Genomic DNA, 21,982 nt, shown 5'->3' with positions numbered 1-21,982 from the left:
TGCGCAGCAAACTATAGCAACACAATAAGAAAATGGGATAAAGCACGATGGCGCTCAAACGTAATAAAGTATCAAAAGGAAGGATACCTGCAGCAGAAACCGAAGATGCTGAGATTACCCTGAAACTTGCTCCTGTTCCTAAAGAGAAAACGAAAGCCGAACAAGTTATAGCGGCACATCCCGCTATTCAGCCCGCCAAGACGCAAAGGCTGTTATTTGACGATAAAAAAAATCAGTATGTTGCAGAATTTGGCACTTTGCCCCATCTCCAGGCGTCCAACGGTAACGTCATGGACAACAATGGCAAACTTCTTGGCTATTACGTCGACATCCAGATCGTCTCGCTAAACGATATTTACATCGTTGGGCCTTGTGACAACAAAGCACCTGCTGATCTTGTGAGGCGCAGCTACGATAACAAATTTTTTGCTGACAGACCCTCTTTTCCCTCCTTTCCAAACATCCCCGTCGAAACCGTTGGTGAGTACATACAGGAACTGAAGGCAGCCTGGCCGAATGCTGCTTCCAAGCGGTACCAGGAAGTGATTGCCGTTCTGCATGGCAGTGCCAAGCCAACTGAGTTGATAGGGCAGCTCGTTCTGCTTGAACTGAGTCCCTCAAGTGTCAAGAAATTTGAAAAATTCCGGCTGCAGATGACATTGCAGTTGGCCTCTGGATTAGTTACAGAAGATCAACTCGAAGTTTTACGAATTTGGGCAGAAAGCAACTCATCGAGATTGCTTGCCTGCCTCAGGTAGCTGTCACTGAAGTAGTTCGCATTTTGGTAAGAGAGGGTGCAAGTCCACGGAATCCATAATGAGCCTGGATTTATATGGTAATTGTGAATCAGCGGCAAAGTTTTCTAGATATAATGTGAGGTTGATGAGATGAATAAATGGGCTATATTGCTGTTTGGTGTAGTTGGGATAGCGCTATTACTTTATATGTCTGGTTGTAGCTATGGGGGATCACGGGCTCCAAATGACGAAGATACCACAGACACGATCATTGATTTACATAGAGCCGAACGTTCGGCCCGTGCTGCTGTAACTTCTGGGGTAACTTATGTTGATTTTGTGGTATTGTTAAGAGAAATGAAAACTGAAATATTATTAGCAACCGATAAAGACTATAATTCATTGAACGAAAATTTGATTAATAAGTATAATGAAATATATGAAATTTATAAAGACAGCCGCGATATATGGGACATCGAGTTAGAGATCAAAAAAGCATCAGATATTAGGCTTGATGTGCTGCTAGACCGTTATCCACACAGAATAGATCCATATATTTCAAAGTACAACATTGACGTGTTGAAATATAGAGAAAGTTATATAGCAACAAGGATTTCACCGAGTGAAAGAGTGCTCCAAAATTTTGAAGAAGGAAAGGTTTATCCTGCAATTTTGTCTCCATCCATGCTTAGAGAAGAAATCTGGCAAATAGCAGTTAGTAAATCAAGCCAGATCAATCCTTTTAGAATTGACCATTAATTGTCTTTTTTGGGGGGGATACTTGACACCAACCATGATATGCACCGGATAAACCGGCGATTTCCACGTTAGCACCGCAAGCAGCGCCCCGCTGAGCGCTCTGCGATCCCACAGGACCGAATTCCCTTATGCCACCAACTGCTGCCAGCTCCGAGATTCAGAGCTTCAAAGAAACGCGATATCCCGAACTACAGCGTTTGCGCCAGGTTGCCCCGTTGACGGAGGTGCAGTTCATAAAGTTTGCAAGGGACCTTGGTGTTCGGCTTTCGGGTGTTGTTGAAGGCGATCCAGGTGAGTTCAATCGCCGCGGTTGGTTGCCGGGGGAAGAAGTCGTTGCTGACCGTCGCATTCTGTTCCACCCATTCCGGCTCTATACGGTGCACAGAGTACTGAAGCGGCTCAGCTTACCCATAGCTCCCTCTGCTTCGCTGAACTGCGAGCGGCTGCCGGAGCTTGTTAATCGCGTACTGGCCGAACAGATGCCTTCGCTCGAAGACATTAGCCATACGGCTGCGGAGGCAAATCTAGTCGTCGACTTGGCGACTTGCTTGGAACCTCTGTATTGGCCTGACATCACAGGGTGGACAGTCCGCTCCGGAGGGGTTGATATAGAAGAGCACAACAGGCTCTTACGCCATTACCAAAAAAACGCAACGGTTCTCGTTGAAAGCCTTGATCCCCAGGAGTGGCAAAAGGCTCATGAGAAGGTGCGTCTCGATGCCGCAATGCTCGATGAGAACGGGAGCCTCTATCTATTGCTCCGCGTAGCTCGGTGGGACAGGCGAAAACGTCTAAGGGGGGCGGTTGCTGCGGGATTATGGTTCCGGCACATGGCGGAGGTCATTAGGCGAGTCTTCGAGAGCGTCCACAAAGTGGTATGGCCTGAGGAGGATCGCGGATTCGGTCAGTGGTCGCATGGTGACCGAACCTTGGTATACGGATCGGAACGTCCACTTGACGATATACCGCATTCCCGCCCGCGGCTCACACTTCATTTCGGCCTTGCAACAGGCAGCGCTGTTCGCTGGTATGTGGAAGGAGATACTGAGTATCAAGCGATCCTAAGTATCATGCCGGAGCCAGCTAAGGCGAATGTCGAGCTTGTGAATCTAAGGGGTAACCTTGCGAGCGAACGCGATAACATAGCACTGAAGCTCAGTGATGGACTGCAAGAAGACTGTGCTCTGAGGCGCTTCAGCATCATTACGTTCGACACCGATGTTCCCGCAAACGTTAAGGCCATACGTCGTCACGTTGAGGAGGAACGAGTCGTCGGATATATCGCCGCACACCAGCCAGACTTCGAGTTTGCGAACTTTGCATTGGAAGAACTCGTAGAAATTGCAGCACAGCTTGACGAGGAGCTCGGCTTCTGCGGAGCGGCGGTACGGAAAACAGACTGGACAGGCATCGCTCGCAGCCGAGACCTCGAGAGTCTATACAAAGCAGTGTCAGAGCGGAAGCAATCCTTGAAAGGCGCTGAATGGGGCCGTGCTCTTGCCCAGTATGCGATATCCCATCCTGACCGCGCAGATACTCAAGCGGAACGGCCGATCTGGCGAGAACTGAGGGCAGCTCTTCAAGCTCGGACCGTTAATTACGATTACCAGAGCCAAGAATACATGTTCGATGGATCAACTTTCGCCTGTATACCTAGAACGAAAGAGTACTAACATTCCTCTGCAGCCGACGGACCTCAGTGGCTGAGCGAAGCGTAAACCAGTAAAACACAGATGCTGAAACCGGCCTTGCTGCCCAATCAAAAAAAACAAACCATGCCCAAAAAACAACCCCTCAAAAAACCCACCAAAAGCTTCGAACAAACCCTCTGGGAAACCGCCGACCGGCTGCGGGGGACGGTGGAGTCCTCCGAGTACAAACATGTGGTGCTCAGCCTCATCTTCCTCAAGTTCGTCAGCGACAAGTTCGAGCAGCGCAAGCGGGAACTGATCGCCGAGGGCCAGGGGGACTATGTCGATATGGTGGAGTTCTACACCATGAAGAACGTCTTCTACCTGCCCGAGGAGGCGCGCTGGTCCACCATCCGGAAAGCGGCCAAGCAGGATGACATCGCGGTGCGGATCGACACCGCCCTGCACACGGTGGAGAAGAACAACCCGGCCCTGCGCGGCGCCCTGCCGGACAACTACTTCTCCCGCCTGGGGCTGGATGTCAGCAAGCTGGCGGCCCTGATCGACTCCATCAACAACATCGACACCGTCGCCGACCACGAGCAGGATGTGGTGGGCCGGGTTTACGAATACTTCCTCGGCAAATTCGCCGCCACCGAGGGCAAGGGCGGCGGCGAGTTCTATACCCCCAAGTGCGTGGTCAAGCTGATCGCCGAGATGATCGAGCCTTTCCGGGGCAAGATCTACGACCCCTGCTGCGGCTCCGGCGGGATGTTCGTGCAATCGGTCAAATTCGTCGAAAGCCACCGGGGCAGCAAGAAGGATATCTCCATCTACGGCCAGGAGTACACCTCCACCACCTACAAGCTCTCCAAAATGAACCTGGCGATCCGGGGCATTGCCGCCAACCTGGGCGAGGCCCCCGCCGACACCTTCTTCAAGGACCAGCACCCGGACCTCAAGGCCGACTTCATCATGGCCAATCCGCCCTTCAACCTCAAGGAGTGGCGTGCCGCCAACGAGCTGACCGACGACCCGCGCTGGGCCGGCTACGAAGTGCCCCCCACCGGCAACGCCAACTACGCCTGGATTCTGCACATGGTCTCCAAGCTCTCGGAAAATGGTGTTGCCGGTTTTGTCCTGGCCAACGGCTCCATGTCCACCAACACCTCCGGCGAGGGCCTGATCCGCCGCAAGCTGATCGAAAACGACCTGATCGACTGCATGATCGCCATGCCCGGCCAGCTCTTCTACACCACCCAGATCCCGGTCTGCCTCTGGTTCATCACCAGGAACAAGAAGGCCCAGCGGATCGAAGGCCACAGCGACAGCAGCCACCGCGACCGCCGGGGTGAGACCCTATTCATCGACGCCCGCAACATGGGCACCATGATCGACCGCACCCACAAGGAACTGACCTGCGACGACATCGCCGAGATCGCCCGCACCTACCACGCCTGGCGCGGCGAAGCCAAGGACGGCGCCTACCAGGACCAACCCGGCTTCTGCAAAGCCGCCACCCTGGCGGAGATCAAGGCCAACGACTACGTCCTGACCCCGGGCCGCTACGTCGGCGCCGCCGAAATCGAAGACGACGGCATCCCCTTCGAGCAAAAAATGACCGAACTAAGCCAGACCCTCTACCGCCAGATGGCCGAGGCGGAAAAGCTTGATGCGGTGATACGCAGGAATTTGGAGGCGTTGGGTTATGAGGGGTGAGTGGGTTCGACTGACCCTAAAAGAAGCTGGTGTTTCTTTGCTTGATTGTGTTCATAAAACGCCACCTGATGCTGGGGACGGATATCCTTACATTGCGATTCCTCAGATGAAGGAGGGGCGCATAGACTTCAACGCAAATCCTCGTTTGATTTCTGCGGCCGATTTAGAGGAATGGACTAAAAAAGCCAATCCGCAAGAAGATGATGTGGTTCTCTCTAGGCGATGCAATCCTGGTGAAACAGCCTATGTTCCAGCCGGGGTCAGGTTTGCTTTGGGCCAAAATCTGGTATTGCTTCGGTCGGACTCAAGTCGAGTCTATCCGCCATTCCTGCGTTGGCTTGCTAACGGTCCTGAATGGTGGGCTCAAGTAGATAAATACCTGAATGTTGGAGCGGTCTTTGACAGTCTTAGGTGTGCTGACATCCCCAACTTTGAACTACCAATTCCGCCAATCGAAGAGCAAAAAGCCATCGCCCACATCCTCGGCTCCCTCGACGACAAAATCGAGCTCAACCGCCGGATGAACGCCACGCTGGAGGCGATGGCGCGGGCGCTGTTCAAGAGCTGGTTTGTCGATTTCGACCCGGTCATCGACAACGCCCTGGCCGCCGGCAACCCCATCCCCGAACCCCTGCAAGCCCGCGCCAAGGCCCGCAAAGCCCTGGGCGACCAGCGCAAACCCCTCCCCGAAGCGATCCAAAAACAGTTCCCCAGCCGCTTCGTCTCCACCGAAGAAATGGGCTGGGTGCCGGAGGGGTGGGAGGTGTCCCAGATTTCACAGCTATGCACAAAAATCCAGAATGGAGGGACCCCAAGAAAAGATAAAACAGAATATTGGGATGATGGAACAGTACCTTGGCTTACCTCGGGTGAGGTAAGGCAAAATATAATCACAAACACTGTTAACAGGATTACTAATCTAGGGCTGAAAAACAGCTCGGCCAAGTGGCTTCCATCAGGTGCCACGGTTATTGCTATGTATGGTGCAACTGCAGGGCAAGTCGCGTTTGTCGGCGAACCGTTGACCACCAACCAAGCTGTATGCGGTCTTATCCCAAAGGAACCATATCGTTTTTTTAACTACCTCACTCTTGAGCGTATTGTCGCCACTTTAGCTAATCAAGCCAGAGGTTCAGCTCAACAAAACATAAGCAAAGGGATTATCCAGCAGACAAAGGTGGTCATCCCGCCTGTGGTGCTTGGCGAATTGTTAGAAAAACAAGTGGATAACATTTTTGACAAATGGATTAAAAATCTTAATTCGCAAGAAACATTAGCAAAAATACGCGACACCCTGCTCCCCAAACTAATCTCCGGCCAACTCCGCATCCCCGATGCGGAAAAACTCGTAGCGGATGCCATATGATACGCTTGCACTGCACCAAAAAACTACTGGTCAAGCTGCCGTGTGATGCGGACGGGCGGCTGAAAAGCCGGCGGGGGGTGCCCCCTTCCGCCATCGACGCGGGCGAATCCCCGCTGAGCGGCTGGCACGCCAAGCTGCTTTTGCTGCAACGCCGCCAGTGCGTGCTGTTCGTCGCCGTGGTTGACAAACAACAGCCAGACGATATACTAATGTACAATTAGACGGACAGTAACTATACAATCAGACGAAACCATGGGCAACAGATGGACGAAGCATCTCACTGGTTCCCGCGCAACCTGGCACCGGTAATCAAGGAAGCATTGGCCGACACACCGGTAGTCTGCCTGCTGGGGCCACGGCAGTGCGGAAAAACCTCGCTGGCGGAAAAGACCTTTCCCAAGCGCGCCTTTATCAGCTTGGACGAACCTAACTATTACCGGGTTGCACGCCATGATCCGGCCGGTTTCATTGCCGGCTTGCCGGAAGAGATCACCATTGACGAGGTACAGCGAGCTCCCGAGCTATTGCCTGTTATCAAACAGGCCGTGGATCGTGATCGGCGCCCCGGGCGCTTTCTCCTGACCGGCTCCGCCAACCTCCTGCTGCTGCCAAAGGTAAGTGAATCCCTGGCCGGACGCCTGGAAATTGTCAATTTGCAACCATTGACGGAGTCGGAAAAAGAGCGCCGGCCCGGTCGTTTTCTGCAAACTTTCCTTTCTGGGGCGATTGAGCCGGAGATCCAGGCCCCACCGAAAAGCGGAGCAACAGGGCCTGCACTGGTCCAGCGGCTGGTGGCGGGCGGGTATCCTGAACCACTGCGGCGCTCGCCCGGCCGAGCCAGGCAGTGGCGGCGGCAATACCTGAAATCGATTATCGAACGAGACATCCAGGACGTAGCCAGAGTGAAAAACGCCGAGGAGGTGACACGTCTCCTGGAGTTATTGGCCCTCCGCAGCGCCGAATTACTCAACGCCAGCAACCTGGCCAAGGAACTCGCCCTGCACCGCGATACCGTGAACCATTATTTAACGATCCTGGAACGACTTTTCCTGCTGCGCCGCCTGCCGGCCTGGCATCGTAATAATGCCAAACGATTGATTAAAACCCCCAAGGTACACCTGCTCGACAGCGGCCTGGCAGCGACCCTGGCCGGTTTAAAGGCGGAAGATTGGCTGGCGCAAAGGGAGCGAATGGGGCATCTGCTGGAATCGTTCGTGATCCAACAGATCATCGCCCAGGCCGCCTGGACGGACCCGGACCTACGCTTTTGGCATTACCGCGACAAAGACCAGGTTGAAGTGGACATGGTCGTCACCCGGGGTGCCAAAACCTGGGGTATCGAGGTTAAAGCCGCCGAGACCTTGAATAATAAAGACGGGCAGGGCCTTGCTCATCTGGCTGAAAAATGCGGTCGAAACTTTCAAGCCGGGCTGCTGCTTTACAACGGCAGAGATATACTCCCCCTGGGAGACAAAAAGTTCCTCGCCGTCCCCATGCGCAAACTCTGGGAGCTGTAAGCGGGTTATCAGGCAACGCCTTGTAGGCCCCAAAGAGGGCTGAAACAAGACAAAAAATATCTATTCTTGACTAATCCCTGTTGTTTATGTATGTCAAACATTATGTTCAACATGCATAATTACCGAGAGGCGACAGAGTGAGCGATGCGACTTGAATTCTTAAACAGACAACGGGAGATTGCCCGGCTGAAGAGCGCCATCGGCGGGGCGGAGCCGGCCCTGGTGGTAATTTACGGCCGGCGCCGCTGCGGCAAGTCCACCCTGCTGCAACAGGTAGTCGGTGTTAATGATCACCCATATGGAGCCACTTCGTGATCAGCTAATGGAGCCAGTTAAGGATCAGCTTAATGGAGCCATGGCGTGATCAGCTAATGGAGCCACTTGCGGATCAGTTAATGGCGCCACCCCTTCCCTTGAGTTCATAAACGGGTCCCGGACTTTCTGCGGATCGGCTATATCTTCCTGAAAAAATCCATTTTCAGGAGGGATAGCCGATGGCCAATAGGAGGTTCGAGATGTTTCAATACCGTCAAATTCTTACCCAAATGCGGTTGGGCCAGTCCGACCGTCAGATCGCCAAGGCCAAGCTGATGGGCCGTCGCAAGGCCGCGCAGTTGCGGGCCTTGGCCCAGCAGCAGGGCTGGCTCGATCCCGCCCGGGAGTTGCCGGATGATGCCGAGCTGGCCAAAGTAATCAAGCTGCCGGCTCCGGGTGAATCGGCGGTGCCGCTGCTGCTGCCGTACCAGGAGCAGCTCAAGACCTGGCAGGCGGCCGGGATCAACGGCACCGCCATGCACCAGACCCTGGTGCGCGAACACGGCTTTACCGGTAGTTACTCCTCGGTCAGACGTTTTCTCCAGGACCTCAAGGGGGATAACCCCCAAGCCACGGTAATGCTGGACTTTGATCCCGGCGAAGCGGCCCAGGTGGATTTCGGTTCCGGCCCCAAGCTGCTTGATCCCCAGACCGGCAAGCCGTTTTCCACCTGGGTGTTCGTCATGACCCTCCCCAGATGAAGGGGCGGGTGGAGTCCGGGGTCAAATACGTCAAAAACAACTTCCTGCCCTTGCGTACGTTCCGCAGTCTGGTCGATGCCAATCGCCAGCTTAAGGAGTGGGTGCTGGCAACGGCCGGCAACCGGAGCCACGGCACCACCAAGCAAAAGCCGTTGGTCATGTTCGCCGAGGCGGAGAAGGCCTTCCTTAAACCTTTGCCCGCCGTGGCCCCGGAGTTGGCGGTCTGGGCCGAGCACAAGCTGCACGGCAACTGCCATCTCCAGTTCGACAAAGCTTACTACTCCGCTCCCTTCAAGCTGGTGCACAAGAAGCTGTGGGTCAAGGCGACCGAAAACACCGTCAAGATCTACCACCAGCATCAACAGGTGGCGATCCATCCCCGCTGTGGCCGTCCCGGCCAGAAGGCCACCTGTATCGATCATCTGCCGCCGGACGCCGTCGCCTACCTGATGCGCGATCCCCAGTGGTGTCTCAAGCAGGCCGGTGAGATCGGCCCCCACTGCCACCGCCTGATCCACCGGCTGTTGAGTCACCGGGTGGTTGATCATCTCCGGGCGGCCCAAGGGGTGCTCCGGTTGGCCGGCAAATACGGCCCGGAGCGGCTGGAGGCCGCCTGTCACCGAGCGCTGATCTACGACAGCCCCCAATACATCACGGTCAAAACCATCCTCGGCAAGGGGCTTGACCAACAGCCCCCGGAAACGGAACCGGTGGCGGCCGGCATGGCCTACCGGGGCCAGGGCCGCTTCCAGCGCCAACAACTTTTTCACTGATAAGGAGGAACCTCAATGAATCCCATGCCCGAACTGATCCCCATGCTCAAACAGTTGCGACTCTCCGGCATCCTTGATTCCCTGGAAGCCAGAAACCGCCAGGCCATCGAGGAAAAGCTGGCCTACACCGACTTCCTGGCCATGCTGGTCCAGGACGAAGTCGCCCGCCGTTCCCAGCGCAAGTTCGCCATGCGTGTCCGCCGGGCCAACTTCCGTAACCACAAAACCCTGGAGGAGTTCGACTTCTCCTTCAACCCCAACATCAACCGCGCCCTGATCATGGACCTGGCCACCTGCCGCTTCCTGGAAGAGGGCGCCAACCTGCTGGTGGTCGGCCCCTGCGGCACCGGCAAGAGCCATATCGCCCAGGCCATCGGCCACTGCGCGGTCAGAATGGGCTACGATGTGCTCTTCACGACCCAGACCAAGATGCTGGGCCAACTACACGCCGCCCGCGCCACCAACGCCTACGAACGGCGGCTTAACGCCCTGGCCAAGGTCGATCTGCTGATCATCGACGACTTCGGCCTCAAACCACTGCGCACCCCCCAGGATGAGGATATCCATGACCTGGTTGGAGAACGTTACGAGCGCCGTTCCACCATCATCACCAGCAACCTGGATCTCAACGAGTGGGGTGACGCCTTCCCCAATAAACTGCTGGGCTCGGCCACCATCGACCGCATCCGCCACGGCGCTTACTCACTGCTCCTGGACGGCAAAAGCTTCCGAGCGGCCAGGCCGCTGCCCAAATACCCCAAAAACGAGGTTGCCGAAAACAGCAAAAAAGGCAAAAATTAAAAACCGTCCGGAGCCCCAAAATGGCCACTTGAGGGTGGCTCCATTAGCTGATCATGGGTGGCTCCATTAGGGTGATCATTAACAGTCGGGGAAAATGATGTTTACTATCTGGCCGACCAGCAGGAGGCGCCCTTGCAGCGCCAAGCCCTGGGGGTGGAGATCGGCAGGCTGGTGCCCGGATTCGGCGAGGTGCAATATCCCTCCTGGGAAGTTTTTTTTAATGCTGCCGCCAACCAGCTTCCGGCGGGTGCGACCCTGGTCCTCGATGAGTTTCCTTACCTGGTCCAGAATGCCCCGGAGTTGCCCAGCGTCATGCAAAAGTTGCTGGACAGCCGCAGGTCCCGTTTTCATTTAATTATCTGCGGCTCATCCCAGCGGATGATGCAGGGGCTGGTGCTTGACAGTACTGCCCCGCTGTACGGCCGGGCGCGGGAGATTCTTAAAATTCGCCCCCTGGAACCGGGGTGGCTTACGGAAGCTCTGGCTTTGCCGCCGGAGGAGGCGGTGGCGGCCTATTCGGTATGGGGCGGGGTGCCCCGGTACTGGGAACTGGCCAGGGATTTTCCCGATTCGGCAAGCGCCTGCCATGAGCTGGTGCTGGATCGTAACGGCGTTTTGCATGAAGAGCCCATGCGGCTGCTGCTTGACGACATGCGTGGCGCCGGTCAGCCCCATTCCCTGCTGGCCCTGATCGCCGGCGGCGCCAATCGTCTTTCGGAACTTGGCGGCCGCCTGGGCAAACCGGCCACCAGCCTGACCCGGCCGCTGTTCAATCTGGCTCAGCTCGGCTATATCAAACGTGAAATTCCCTTTGGCGAAAACCCCCGCTCCAGCAAAAAAAGCCTGTACCGGCTGGCGGACCCTTTTCTGGGTTTCTGGTATCGGGTGGTACAGCCATACCGTTCGATGCTGGAGCAGGATTTGATTACGGAAGTGTGGGACGCCACCGGCCAACAGCGGCAAGCCCTGGTGGCCGAAACCTGGGAGGAACTGGCCCGTTATTCCGTCGCCCGGCTTACCATTGGCGGCAAGCGCTGGAAACCGGCGTCACGCTGGTGGGGAAAGGCCGGCAAAGGAGGGGAAATGGAAATCGATGTGGTCGCGGAATCGCTGGACGGCACCGCGATCCTGCTGGGTGAGGCCAAATGGGAAAAGAAGACCAGGGTGCGGCCTTTACTGGAAACTTTGCGCCAGAAGGCGGCAAAGTTTCCCCGAACTCAAGGCAAGGAAATTATTACCGCGATATGGTGCAAGGAGATGGAGTTGGCCGGTGATACCGGCGGTAATGTCCTGATCGGTCCGGAAGAGGTTATGGCGGCCTTACGCTGAACAGGCCGGGCAATTTTTTTAGAGGGCAAGAGGGACGGACTTAAAAACTTAAATTGTCATCCAGAGTTGTCGCAGAGACTATAAGCAATATTAACTTAAGTTTTTAAGTCCGTCCCCCGTCACACGAGATCATCGATTGATACGCGAAGGGCGGCGGCTATGCGTTTGAGCGTATCGATACCGCCTTCGCGGGAGCCGGTTTCGACCTGCGACAGATAGGAAGTGCTTATCTGCGCCGTGGAGGCCAGCTCGCGTGCCGACATCCCTCGATACTCCCGCCAGACCCGGATTTTGTTTTCGCCGTCAAGGATGCGATTGGCCATTTCGGCGGGCAGCAGTTCCTCTTCACCTGCCGCAAGTCGGCGGTGGAATTTTTCAATGGCCGCGATATCCTCGCGATCTTCAATGGCGTCGAGCATGGCAAGGTAATCGGCCTCGGGAATTACAACCAGGCGTTCTCCCCCGGCGGTGATGATAATCTGTTCGTGCATGGTCTTGCTCCTAACTGTAAGCGCCGCCACGCGGCGCGAGCTTAATGACGGCGATAACTTCGCCGTTATCCGAAAAAATCACCCGCCAGTCGCCAATGCGGAGCCGAAGATAGCCTGGTTGGCCTTTAATAGCTTTGACGTTGTTGGTCAGGCTTGCCGGTTCCGCCGCGTACTGTTCAAGTTTTGACCGGATCAAGCGGGCGGTGTCGGCGGGTATTCGTCCCAGTGTTTTCAAGGCGTCCCGGCTGTAGGTGAGTCTCTTCATGTGAGACATGGTAGCGAAAAGCAAATTTAATGTCAACTTTTAAGTTGCAATATGCAAACGATTAATTCGGCTTCAGGCGCCTGGTTAAAACCCCCATCCGCTTAGCACCTCTCCACCTGTCAGCGGCAACCTGCGGATTTGTCGATAAGGCTGGAAAGGTGTGTTTTTGCTTGCGACTATGTACCGGAAACAATACCGTGCGGCATGATGGTGGTAGCAGCAATATCGTAGGAGGTCATCGTGAAGTTCACCGAGGCTAAACTGGAACAGGCGATCATCGCCCTGCTGGAAGAGCGGGGCTACCCGCATTTTAGGGGCGAGGAGCTTGCCAGGCGGCCCGACGAGGTGCTGCTGCGGGATGATCTGCGCGAGTTTCTGGCCCGCCGTTACGGCGGCGAGGGGATCACCGCCGGCGAGATCGATTCCATCTGCCGTCGGCTGGAGCGGCTGCCGGCCCTTGATCTTTATGAGTCCAACCGGACCATCCACCGGCTGGTGGCCGACGGTTTTCTGCTCAAGCGCGAGGATCGCAGCCGCAAGGATCTTTACATCCAACTGCTCGATTACGCCGGGCTGCCCGCCCAGCGCCGGCCCCGCCCCGGCGAGGTGGAAACGCTTACCGCCGAAGAGTCGCCCGCCTACCGGGCCGACGGCAATATCTACCGGCTGGTCAGCCAGTTGGAGGTGGTGGGCCGGGAAAAGCGGATTCCCGATGCCGTGCTCTACATCAACGGCCTGCCCCTGGTGGTCTTCGAGTTCAAGAGCGCCATCCGGGAAGAGGCCACCATTCACGATGCCTATGTCCAACTGACCACCCGCTATGTCCGGGCGATTCCGGAGCTGCTGAAGTACAACGCCCTGTGCGTGATCAGCGACGGGGTCAACAGCCGGATGGGCTCGCTGTTCGCTTCCTACGAGTTTTTCTATACCTGGCGCAAGGTCAGCGGCGAGGAAACCATCGACCAGGACGGGATCAACGCCCTTAAGACCATGATCGCCGGGCTCTTCGACCAGGACCGGCTGCGCCAGGTGATCCGCCACTTCATCTACTTCCCCGATGTCTCCAAGCGCGAGGAGAAGGTGGTCTGCCGCTATCCCCAGTTCTACGCGGCCACCAAGCTTTACCGCAATATTTGGGCCCACCGTAAGCTGCCGGACGGCACCGGGGGCGATGGCAAGGGCGGCACCTACTTCGGCGCCACCGGCTGCGGCAAGAGCTTCACCATGCTCTTTCTCACCCGGCTGCTGATGAAGAGCCTGGAGTTTGAAAGCCCGACCATCGTGCTGATCACCGACCGCACCGATCTCGATGCCCAGCTCGCCCACCAGTTCACCAACGCCAAGGGCTATATCGGCGACCAGACGGTGGTCAGCGTCGAGAGCCGGGCCCGCTTGCGGGAACTGCTCAAGGGCCGCAACAGCGGCGGGGTTTTTTTGACTACGGTGCAGAAGTTCACCGAGGATACCCGGCTGCTCAGCGACCGGGCCAATATCATCTGCATCTCGGACGAGGCCCACCGCAGCCAGGTCAACCTGGACCAAAAGGTGCGGCTGACCGAAAACGGGGTCAAGCGCACCTTCGGCTTTGCCAAATACCTGCACGATTCGCTGCCCAACGCCACCTATGTCGGCTTCACCGGCACCCCCATCGACGCCACCCTGGATGTCTTCGGCCCGGTGGTGGATGCCTACACCATGACCGAGTCGGTGAAGGACGAGATCACCGTGCGCATCGTCTACGAGGGGCGGGCGGCCAAGGTGATTCTGGACAACGGCAAGCTCGAAGAGATCGAGGCCTATTACGCCCAGTGCGCCGAGGAGGGGGCCAGCGACTACCAGATCGAGGAGAGCAAGAAGGCCAGCGCCCGGATGCACGCCATCCTGGGCGACCCGGACCGGATTCGGGCCCTGGCGGTGGATTTTGTCCACCACTACGAGCGGCGGCTGGAGGAGGGCGCCAGCGTAATGGGCAAGGCGATGTTTGTGTGCAGCAAGCGCGAGATCGCCTACGCCCTGTGGCGGGAACTGATTACCCTGCGGCCGGAATGGAACGTGGCGCGAGCCGGCGGGGAAGGGCCAGGCGGGGAAGGGGAGGAGCTTGGCGCGGCCCAGCGGCAAGAGATCAAGCCCATGGAGCGGGTCAAGCTGATCATGACCCGGAACGCCGACGACCCCAAGGAACTCTACGATATGCTGGGCACCCCGGAGTACCGCAAGGAGTTGGACCGCCAGTTCAAGAAGGCGGAGTCCAACTTCAAGATCGCCATCGTGGTCGATATGTGGCTCACCGGCTTCGATGTGCCCTTTCTGGACACCATCTATATCGACAAGCCGATCCAGCGCCACAGCCTGATCCAGACCATCTCGCGGGTCAACCGCCGCTACGCGGGCAAGGAGAAGGGGCTGGTGGTGGACTATATCGGGATCAAGAAGCAAATGAACCTGGCCCTGGCCCACTACAACCAGGCTGATCGCCAGAACATCGAGGAGATCGGCCAGTCGCTGGTGGTGGTCCGGGACCATCTCGACCTGCTGGGCCGGATCTTCCACCGCTTCGACACCACCCCCTATTTCCGGGGCAGCCCGGTGGCGCAGCTCAACTGCCTCAACCAGGCGGCGGAGTATGTGCAGATTACCGACAAGATCGAAAAGCGCTTCATGCACCTGGTCAAGCGGCTCAAGGCTGCCTACGACATCTGCAGCGGCGCGGAAGAGCTGAGCCGGGAGGAGCGCGACCGGATTCACTTCTACCTGGCGGTGCGCTCCATCGTTTTCAAGCTGACCAAGGGCGATGCCCCGGATACCGCCCGGATGAACGCCCGGGTGCGGGAGCTGATCGGCGAGGCCCTGCAAAGCGAGGGGGTGGAGGAAATTTTCCGGCTGGGGGAAGATAAGGCCGGCGAAATCGATATCTTCGCCGACGACTACCTGGCCCGGATCGAAAAGATCAAGCTCCCCAACACCAAGATCAAGCTCCTGCAACAACTGCTGGCCCGGGCGATTGAAGACTTCAAGAAGGTCAACAAGGCCCGGGGGGTCGATTTCGCCAAGAAGTTCAAGGCCCTGGTGGATGTTTACAACCAGCGCAAGGAAGATGAAGTGCTGCGCAGCAACGTGCTGGAGGATTTTTCCACCGAAATCATCGACCTGATCCAGGCCCTGAAAAAGGAGCGCGATTCCTTCGCCGACTTAGGCATCGACCTGGAAGAAAAGGCCTTCTACGACATCTTAAAAGACCTGACCATTAAATACGACTTCATCTACCCCGAGGACAAACTGCTCACCCTGGCCAAGGCGGTAAAGGAGGTGGTGGGCGAAAAGGTCAAATACACCGACTGGAACCAACGGGAAGACATCAAGGCCGAACTAAAGGTGGAGCTGATCCTGATCCTGGCCAAGCACGGCTACCCCCCGGTGGACCGCGACGAGGTGTACCGGGAAATCTTCGAACAGGCCGAGAATTTCAAGAAATACCAGCAGGCCGGGTAAGAGAGGCCAGACTGTACCAGCTCTTCCTCGCCCGGCTGAGCAGCAAAAGAACACCTCAGAACTGCATGAAACACTCCGCGCCATGGGCTTTTTTCGTCAGAAACCAGGTTGCGCCCACAACCTCGTTCAGTTCAGGAATTGCCGATTCCTTGCTTACCCCGAAGACATGTCCGGCAAGGCTGCAAAGGTAGAAATTGATCTTTTCCGTCTCTTTCATGAGCTTGATGATTTCATAGAGATCATCGGGAAGCCCCGCGGACCTTACTCCCTCCTTGACCATTTCTTCCTGTCCGGCATGGTCGGCAGAAATTTTGGCATCCCGCAGACCCTCTTCAGTTAGCAGTTTTGCGGCCCAGCTGACGAAAAGGATATCCACCTCGTCATAAATCGCCGCCCCGAGATAGCCGAATGCCAGGGGGGTGAGCACCCTGTCATATGAATCATCACGAATAATCATCGCAAGTCTACCCATTGAAATTCTCCTTGTTTCCGACCGACCGCTCGGTCTGTTTGGTGGTAAAAAAATGTCTACGGCTTCAGTGCAGCCCAGACACAGTTAAATATCTCGTCGGTACGACTGGCAAATCTTTCCTCAAAGAGCCCTTCCCACTTGAGTTGCATGAAACGGATTGGCATGGCGGTCAGGCTGACCGCAGCGGTATACAGGTCCATCTGTCGAATTCCGCCCCGGGCCATTTCCTCCCGCAGAAATTCTTTGATGAACTCAAACGGTGCGGAAGAGCAGATCGGCTTACCCTCTGCAATTATCTCACGATGGTTAACTTTAAGCGCATATTCCATGATTTCGTTCTGCTCATCGGCAAGCCGGAGCATGGTGGAAATCAAGGCATAAACCCTTTCCTCGCTGGTTGAGCCTTTGGCGACGGCATTTTCAAATTCCTGCAACAGAAAGGAGGTTGTCTCGTTAAAGATCTCACAGGCGATTTCTTCCTTGCTTTTAAAATGATGGTAGATGGCACCCGTGCTCAGATCCGCCTCCCTGGAGACATCTCTAATGCTGGTTTTGAAGTAGCCGCGGCCGGTGAAGAGCTTTCTGGCGGTTTTTACGATCAGCTTTCTGGTATCTATCATCTTTGGCATCTTTGGCATATTGGCACATTTAGCATATTCGGCCCCAAACCGAACGTTCGGTCGGAAAATACCCGAACCGATCAGCAATGTCAACGACAGTTTGAGCCCGGTCCGCCTTTTTTACTGCGGGAAGGCATCAAGGCTGTTAGGACTTTTTGCTGGTGCACGCCGGGTGCTGATCGTCCAGCGCCTCGCGGACCTTAACGGCGAGATCCTCCCGGGGAAAAGGCTTCTGGAGAAAGTGGATGTCTTGGTCGAGCGCGCCATGGTGGGAGATGATGTTGGCGGAGTAGCCGGACATGTAGAGGCATTTGAGGGTGGGGTGTGAACGGCTCAGTTGCAGGTAGAGATCGCGGCCGTTCATTTCCGGCATGATCACGTCGGTGACCAGCAACTCGATCTCTCCTTGATGCTCCTCGGCCAGGCGCAAGGCCTCCCCGGCGGTAGCGGCCGCGAAAACCCGGTAGCCGAGCTTCTCGAGAAGCATTTTGGCCATGTTGAGCAGGGCGACTTCGTCTTCCACCAGCAGCACGGTTTCGGTGCCGGTCGGTATTTGACGGCGCTGCGGTTCTTCCTCGGGCGCGATTTTCTCAAGGTTCCTGGGCAGATATATCCTAAAAATGGTGCCCTGGCCCGGCTCGCTGTAGACGTTAATAAATCCCTCGTTCTGTTTGACAATGCCGTAGACGGTGGCCAGCCCAAGACCGGTTCCTTTGTCCAGCGGTTTGGTGGTAAAAAAGGGATCGAAGATTTTTTCCAGCATCTCCCGCTCCATACCAACCCCGTTGTCGCTTATCGTGAGCATTACGTATTGTCCGGGGGGAATTTCGGAATTGGCCCCGAAATAATCTTCATCGATGTCCACATTGGCGGTTTCGATGGTAAGCTGGCCCGCATCGATAATGGCATCACGGCTGTTTAACGTTAAATTGGCCAGGATCTGGTCGATCTGGGCCGGATCAATCTTCACCGGCCACAGGTTGGCCCCCGGTTGCCAGAGCAGTTCGATATCTTCACCGAGCAGCCGCTTAAGCATTTTTAGCATGCTGGTGATGGTCTCGTTGAGGTCGAGAACCTGCGGGACAATAGTCTGCCGCCGGGCAAAGGCGAGTAGCTGGCGGGTGAGGTCGGCCGATTGGACGGCTGCCGTGCGGACTTCCTTCAGATCCTTGTGGAGCTGCTCGTCCGGGTTGACCACATCAAGTGCAAGATCGGTATAGCCTAAGATGGTCTGCAGCTTGTTGTTGAAATCGTGGGCCACCCCGCCGGCCAACCGCCCAATCGCTTCCAGCTTCTGGGCCTGGCGCAGTTGTTCCTCGAGTCGGTGCCGCTCCTTTTCGGCTTCCTTCTGCGGGGTGACATCTGTGACGATCACGGCGAACCGGCCGGGCTCGGGGGTGTAGGCCGCAACCTCGCAGAATTTGCCAACTTCCTTGGAATAATTTTGAAAATGGGCGGGTTCACCGGTGAGGGTAACCCGGCCGTAGGTTTCGATCCAGTAGGGCTCGGTTTCCGGCAGAACCTCGAGAACCCGCCTGCCGAGAACCTTCTCGGCTTTCAGGCCGGTTAGCTTCTCGAAGGCGGGGTTTATGTCGAGAAATCGATAATCGCAGGGCTTGCCATCCTCATCCAGGATCAGCTCGTGCAGGGCAAAGCCGGAGTTCATGTTTTGAAACAGCAGCCGGTATCTCTCTTCGGAGGCTGTAAGTTTCTGTTCCCGCGCTTTGATAGAGCGGTCGGTACGGGTGAGCACCAGGTAGAAAAAGCCGAGGAGTGAGGAGAGCACAATCACCATGCCGGCAAAGGTCACGGCGAGTAATCGCCGGAACGTTATATGCTGCTCGGTAATATCGTACATGACGATGAGATCGCCCACCACGGCTCCCGAGGCATCGGTGCTCGGCAACTGCGCGACCCGCCAGGTGGCGGCGTCTGATTTATAATCAAAATGAGCGGGGGTAGGGCGGGGGGCGACATCGGTGGCAAGTGAACCCAGCAGCCTGGGAAACGGAGCAAGAGAAGAGTAGACAAGGGCTCTTTGGGGCAGAAAATCCCAATCCGCTTCCCGGCCGAGCATCCGCATGCCCTGCTCCCAGCTCTGCCGGTCGAGAAGATCCTTGCGAATGGCGAGGGCCAGCTCCAGCCGGCGTGGGGTGTGCAGCCGCTGCAGGATATCGTCAATTTCCCTGCCCAGTTCCACCAAACCGATAAGCTTCTCATCCTCGAATAGCGGTTGCACCACCCGCAGGGTGAAAATGCCCATGGCGCCAAGTTCGATGCCGCTTGCCAGCCGGCCGGTCCGCTCCGCCTCTCTGTAAGTGTGGCGCTCGACCCGGCCGCCCCGGTTTTCAGGCAGGTGCAGGCGCACCAGATTCTCCCGGTCCGGGGCATGAAAATAGAGATGGGTGAGCCCGCTTTCCTGCCGGAGCAGTTCGAACAGCTCCCGGTGGTCGGTTAACAATCGATCCCGGTCGCGATCCTTCAAGGCCTGCCGGGTTGTTTTGCTGCGGGCAATGGCCCGCAGTTCCGTCTCCATAACCAGGGCCTGTTTTTCCAGGATCGCCCTGAGCAGGTGCGGGGTTTCCGTAATTTCTCTGTTGATGATGTAATCGAGGTGCAGTTTGTACTGCCAGACCAGGCTGGCCCCGGTTCCGAGGACAAGGGCGGCCAGTGCCAGGGCTAAGGGCGGCATCAGCCGGAGGGTTAGTGTTCTGTGCCGTGATGATTTCCGGTCCACGCGGTTCTCTTCATGGTCGCAGGAGTGTGGCGATGAGCATCTGTGTGGTACGTTGTCGTAGCTAGATGTAGCGTGTAACCTTTTTTTTGTCGATATTTTTTTGGGTCGGGGGGACGGACTTAAAAACTTGAATCAATCTCGCTAACCTGTTAATCTCCCGCCCATGCCACGAACCGCACGCATCGATATCCCTCATCTGCTCCAGCACGTCATCGTGCGCGGCAACGAACGACGCGCCATCTTCGTTGATGACGACGATCGCCGGTACTTCGTCAAACGATTCTCCGCCCTGCTGGTTGCGACCGAAACAGAGTGCCTCGCCTGGGCGCTGCTCGATAATCACTTTCATCTGTTGCTTCGGCCCCACAAAGTCTCCCTCGGAGCCTTTATGCGGCGACTGCTGACGGGGTACGCGGTCACTTTCAATCGCCGCCATCGCCGCACCGGCCACCTCTTTCAGAACCGCTATAAATCCGTGGTCTGCGAGGAGGAGACATATCTGCTCGAACTGGTCCGCTACATCCACCTGAATCCGCTCCGGGCCGGAATTGTCTCGACAGTTGATCAACTGGACGCCTATCCCTGGTGCGGCCATGCTGCCCTCATGGGCCATGAGAACATGTTTGAACAAGCTGCGAACGAAGTTCTGTCCCGTTTCGGTAAAACGATCAAAACCGCCCGCAACAACTATCGCCGGTTCATCGAGGATGGAGTGACCCTGGGGCGTCGCGATGAGTTGGTCGGCCTAGCCCGAAATAAAAAAGACGAGGACGGCATGGGACGGGATGCGCGGGTATTGGGGAATGACGATTTTACGGAAGAGCTGCTCCAGCAGACCGAGGAGGAACAGCTCACAACGAAAGTGCCGCTGGAGAAAATCATTGAAACCGTCTGCGCGGTGCTCGATCTGACCATGGAGGATCTGCTCTCGCCCGCCCGTTCACAGCAAATTGCACAGGCCAGGAGCCTGATCTGCTACCTGGCTTTCAGCGGTGGCCACAGCGGTGTCGCTATTGCCCGCAAACTCCATCTTACCGGTTCGGCAGTGAGCATTGCTGCCCGACGCGGCAAGGAGGTGATTGGCCGGCATCCAGAGCTGTCACAGGGGCTACAAACAATATTAACTTAAGTTTTTAAGTCCGTCCCCCTTGGTCCCCTTGGTCCCTGTGGTTTTGAAATGACAACGCCGCCACCGGGCCCTTTGGCCGATGGCGGCGTCGGAGCGCCCAGGCAGTTCGGTTCGGCGTTCAACACGCCAGAGCGGCTGCTTAGCGCCACCTTCGGATCAGGCCTACCCCGGCGAGACCGATGGCGAGCAGCGCAATGGGGGCCGGGTGCGGAACCGGCTGCGGGGGAACGGGCGTGTCGCCGGCGAGGAATGATCCGCCGAGTGCCCAGAAGCCTGCACTGCCCAGAATCGCGGCATTGAGATCGGCAACCGCCGCCGAATTTAAGGAGATTGTTTGATATGTATTTGACTCGGTGGACTGGTAAAAGTTGAAGCCGAAGTTCGTGCCGCTACCAAGATCATTGAAGGCGGCGACGCCACCGGTGCCGGCCATGAGATCTGTTATCGAGCCGGTATAATCGTTCAGGTAATAGTTGCCCGACGTCAAGGTCACGTCGTAGGAATAGAGGTAGAGGTCCAGCGAGGAAACCGGGCTGGTCAGGTTGGCGATGTCAAACGCAAACCAGTTGCGGAATTCGCCCGACAAAGAACATGTCTCACAGTGACCGACGATGTAGTTTTGGTTCCATGTGTCGTGGGTTCCGTTCTCGAAATACCAACCTTGGTCATACATCCCCAACTGGACGGTGCCCCCGTCCAAAATAAGCTTGTTGTTAACATTATAGTCACTGAATCCAAAAATGTACTGGTCGGCAGCTTGGGCGGGTACAGCCAGAAACACCGCCATCCCAGCAACCGCAACGGCCCCCAACAGCTTCGTTCCTCCTTTCATGGCGTCTCTCCTTTTTTGATTTTTTGCCTTCTGGGCCTTGTGCGAGCCAACTGTTGTTTCCCTCTGCCATGGCGTTGGGTGTCAGTGGTTCGCCTTGCTGAAAAACAGGCGTAAAATCTATACAAAAGGTTTGTAATGCAAAAAGTGCGCCATTCTGGTTAGTCGTCGTATATGCCTTGAATTATTGGGTAAAGATCATTTGTGCCAAATATGGAAACGGCTCCGGGGTGTCCTGATTTCAGGAATCGGAACTCGTGTGTTTTTTGTTTCATGATGTCAACAACTTGATGATATAAGGT

18 protein-coding genes and 1 pseudogene are annotated in these 21,982 nt (G+C 56.4%); 13 read left to right on the top strand and 6 right to left on the bottom strand.

The window, feature by feature from the left end:
• Positions 1–47 precede the first annotated feature (47 nt).
• The 11 genes and pseudogenes from DAAHT2_RS05145 to DAAHT2_RS05105 all read left to right on the top strand — a co-directional run bounded on the left by DAAHT2_RS05145 (position 48) and on the right by DAAHT2_RS05105 (position 11,648).
• Positions 48–758 (top strand): hypothetical protein, encoded by a 711-nt coding sequence (locus DAAHT2_RS05145; RefSeq protein WP_013163238.1) that lies wholly within the window; start codon positions 48–50, stop codon positions 756–758.
• Positions 759–887: 129 nt separating this feature from the next.
• Positions 888–1,496 (top strand): hypothetical protein, encoded by a 609-nt coding sequence (locus DAAHT2_RS14615; protein WP_013163237.1) that lies wholly within the window; start codon positions 888–890, stop codon positions 1,494–1,496.
• Between the two features lie 215 nt (positions 1,497–1,711).
• Complete coding sequence (locus DAAHT2_RS05140; RefSeq protein WP_157861419.1) at positions 1,712–3,169, top strand: hypothetical protein; 1,458 nt, start codon at positions 1,712–1,714, stop codon at positions 3,167–3,169.
• A gap of 102 nt (positions 3,170–3,271) precedes the next feature.
• Entirely contained in the window at positions 3,272–4,846 is a 1,575-nt protein-coding gene (locus DAAHT2_RS05135) for a type I restriction-modification system subunit M (protein WP_041719395.1), read from the top strand.
• Positions 4,836–6,212, top strand: coding sequence for a restriction endonuclease subunit S (locus DAAHT2_RS13830; protein WP_013163234.1), 1,377 nt, complete (start codon positions 4,836–4,838; stop codon positions 6,210–6,212). The genes DAAHT2_RS05135 and DAAHT2_RS13830 overlap by 11 nt, the downstream gene beginning before the upstream one ends.
• Complete coding sequence (locus tag DAAHT2_RS13825; protein ID WP_013163233.1) at positions 6,209–6,433, top strand: DUF6933 domain-containing protein; 225 nt, start codon at positions 6,209–6,211, stop codon at positions 6,431–6,433. Before DAAHT2_RS13830 ends, DAAHT2_RS13825 begins: the two co-directional genes overlap by 4 nt.
• A 42-nt stretch (positions 6,434–6,475) precedes the next feature.
• On the top strand, positions 6,476–7,729 hold the full coding sequence (locus DAAHT2_RS05120; protein WP_013163232.1) for an ATP-binding protein: 1,254 nt from the start codon (positions 6,476–6,478) through the stop codon (positions 7,727–7,729).
• A 144-nt stretch (positions 7,730–7,873) separates the two neighbouring features.
• On the top strand, positions 7,874–8,044 hold the full coding sequence (locus tag DAAHT2_RS14245; protein WP_083774379.1) for an ATP-binding protein: 171 nt from the start codon (positions 7,874–7,876) through the stop codon (positions 8,042–8,044).
• A gap of 200 nt (positions 8,045–8,244) precedes the next feature.
• Positions 8,245–9,518, top strand: a pseudogene (locus tag DAAHT2_RS15395) (Mu transposase domain-containing protein).
• 15 nt (positions 9,519–9,533) lie between these two features.
• Entirely contained in the window at positions 9,534–10,319 is a 786-nt protein-coding gene (gene istB, locus DAAHT2_RS05110; protein ID WP_013163231.1) for an IS21-like element helper ATPase IstB, read from the top strand.
• Between the two features lie 132 nt (positions 10,320–10,451).
• Positions 10,452–11,648, top strand: a complete 1,197-nt coding sequence (locus DAAHT2_RS05105) for an ATP-binding protein (RefSeq protein WP_049824364.1) — start codon at positions 10,452–10,454, stop codon at positions 11,646–11,648.
• A 119-nt stretch (positions 11,649–11,767) separates the two neighbouring features.
• On the opposite strand, the gene DAAHT2_RS05100 is transcribed toward DAAHT2_RS05105, so the two are convergent.
• Both DAAHT2_RS05100 and DAAHT2_RS05095 read right to left on the bottom strand, forming a co-directional pair.
• Entirely contained in the window at positions 11,768–12,139 is a 372-nt protein-coding gene (locus DAAHT2_RS05100; protein ID WP_013163230.1) for a helix-turn-helix domain-containing protein, read from the bottom strand.
• A gap of 10 nt (positions 12,140–12,149) precedes the next feature.
• Positions 12,150–12,404: a type II toxin-antitoxin system RelE family toxin gene (locus DAAHT2_RS05095; RefSeq protein WP_041719391.1), complete on the bottom strand. Its 255-nt coding sequence runs from the start codon at positions 12,402–12,404 to the stop codon at positions 12,150–12,152.
• Positions 12,405–12,644: 240 nt separating this feature from the next.
• On the opposite strand from DAAHT2_RS05095, the gene DAAHT2_RS05090 reads away from it, so the two are divergent.
• Complete coding sequence (locus tag DAAHT2_RS05090; RefSeq protein ID WP_013163228.1) at positions 12,645–15,893, top strand: type I restriction endonuclease subunit R; 3,249 nt, start codon at positions 12,645–12,647, stop codon at positions 15,891–15,893.
• 55 nt (positions 15,894–15,948) lie between these two features.
• On the opposite strand, the gene DAAHT2_RS05085 is transcribed toward DAAHT2_RS05090, so the two are convergent.
• Genes DAAHT2_RS05085 through DAAHT2_RS13810 form a run of 3 tightly spaced genes read right to left on the bottom strand, consistent with a single transcriptional unit; the run spans position 15,949 to position 19,677 of the window.
• On the bottom strand, positions 15,949–16,365 hold the full coding sequence (locus DAAHT2_RS05085; protein WP_013163227.1) for a hypothetical protein: 417 nt from the start codon (positions 16,363–16,365) through the stop codon (positions 15,949–15,951).
• Positions 16,366–16,421: 56 nt separating this feature from the next.
• On the bottom strand, positions 16,422–17,078 hold the full coding sequence (locus tag DAAHT2_RS05080; protein ID WP_157861418.1) for a TetR/AcrR family transcriptional regulator: 657 nt from the start codon (positions 17,076–17,078) through the stop codon (positions 16,422–16,424).
• A gap of 52 nt (positions 17,079–17,130) precedes the next feature.
• Positions 17,131–19,677 carry an ATP-binding protein gene (locus DAAHT2_RS13810; RefSeq protein ID WP_013163225.1) on the bottom strand — a complete coding sequence of 849 codons (2,547 nt, stop codon included), beginning with the start codon at positions 19,675–19,677 and terminating at the stop codon, positions 17,131–17,133.
• A gap of 208 nt (positions 19,678–19,885) precedes the next feature.
• Here DAAHT2_RS13810 and DAAHT2_RS05070 point away from each other — a divergent pair, with 208 nt between their 5' ends.
• Complete coding sequence (locus DAAHT2_RS05070) at positions 19,886–20,851, top strand: transposase (RefSeq protein ID WP_013163224.1); 966 nt, start codon at positions 19,886–19,888, stop codon at positions 20,849–20,851.
• A 139-nt stretch (positions 20,852–20,990) separates the two neighbouring features.
• On the opposite strand, the gene DAAHT2_RS05065 is transcribed toward DAAHT2_RS05070, so the two are convergent.
• Positions 20,991–21,683 carry a hypothetical protein gene (locus DAAHT2_RS05065; protein WP_013163223.1) on the bottom strand — a complete coding sequence of 231 codons (693 nt, stop codon included), beginning with the start codon at positions 21,681–21,683 and terminating at the stop codon, positions 20,991–20,993.
• Positions 21,684–21,982: the final 299 nt, after the last annotated feature.

Source organism: Desulfurivibrio alkaliphilus AHT 2 (assembly GCF_000092205.1).
GTDB classification, from domain to species: Bacteria; Desulfobacterota; Desulfobulbia; order Desulfobulbales; family Desulfurivibrionaceae; genus Desulfurivibrio; species Desulfurivibrio alkaliphilus.
This window is presented reverse-complemented; position numbering and strand designations above follow the sequence as displayed.